Origin of the sequence: Empedobacter sp. UBA7620 (assembly GCF_002484185.1) — a bacterium.
GTDB lineage: Bacteria > Bacteroidota > Bacteroidia > Flavobacteriales > Weeksellaceae > Empedobacter > Empedobacter falsenii_C.
The window spans coordinates 42,144-43,136 of the sequence record NZ_DLJI01000014.1 but is presented as its reverse complement, the minus strand read 5'-3'; the positions used below and the strand labels follow the sequence as shown (position 1 = coordinate 43,136).

Annotated in this window: 1 protein-coding gene; it reads right to left on the bottom strand. The window is 32.2% G+C overall.

From position 1 onward, the window contains the following. Positions 1 to 26: 26 nt before the first annotated feature. Positions 27 to 993 (bottom strand): ABC transporter permease (locus tag B2217_RS02475; protein WP_291122056.1); only part of this gene is annotated, 967 nt, incomplete at its 5' end.

Sequence of the window (993 nt, the reverse complement as noted above, 5' to 3'; positions counted from 1 at the left end):
TCAAGCTTTTTTTATGTCTTATATTTTTATTTCACTTGTCTGGAAACGATCCAAGAAACCAAGCTTCCCAGACCTAAAACAGTCACTATAACTGCAACAAAGTTTTCGACAGAAAAGATAAATGGAAACGGAACAGTTGGCGAAGCCATAACCAAACCAAAATCTATTTGTAATAATCCAATAACAGAGGCGATTAATAAACCTGTTGTCATCGCAATAAAGGTGATAATAAAACCAGTTTGGAAGAAAATATTACGAATGTTTTTTCGTGATAATCCAAAACTATACATCGTCTGAATTTCTTTCTTTTTATCCAAAATCAAGATAATAATTGTTCCTGCCAAATTGAAACATGCAATAATAATGACTAACGTGAAAATCAAATAACTGATTAAATTTTCCATATTCATTACTTTCAAGAAAGCTGAATCTAAATCTTGTCTGGTTTCGATTTTATAATGAGAACCCAATGCTTTTTGAAGTTGAATTTTCACTTCGTTAAACGATTTTTTTCCAGTCGTTTTTACTTCAATCGAATAACACTGATTTTCGTTTAACAACAATAATTCTTGCGCCAAACCTAAAGTTGTAAAGACGTGTTTGTCGTATTGTTCGTTCAAAATAAACACGCCAACGCTATATGCATCTTTGCGAGTAAAAGCATCGCTTTCTTGTTTTATTAAACCTGTTCCAGCTTTTGGCATCATCAAATCTGCTGGCGTTATCGGATCGATATAAAGTTGTAAACGCTCTGCAATTCCATTCGAAACAATAAAATTATCATCGCGATTAAAATCTAAATATTGTCCACCATAAATCACCGTATCTAAACGCGTAACTTTGGTAAAGTTTTCGTCAACACCTTTCAAATAGGCAATATCTTGCTTTCCTTTGTAATCGATGTAGACTTTTTCTTCGATGATTTTAGAAAAAGCTTTGACGTCTTTTTGTTGCTTTAATTGATCCACAACAAAAGTTAAACTATCTAATACT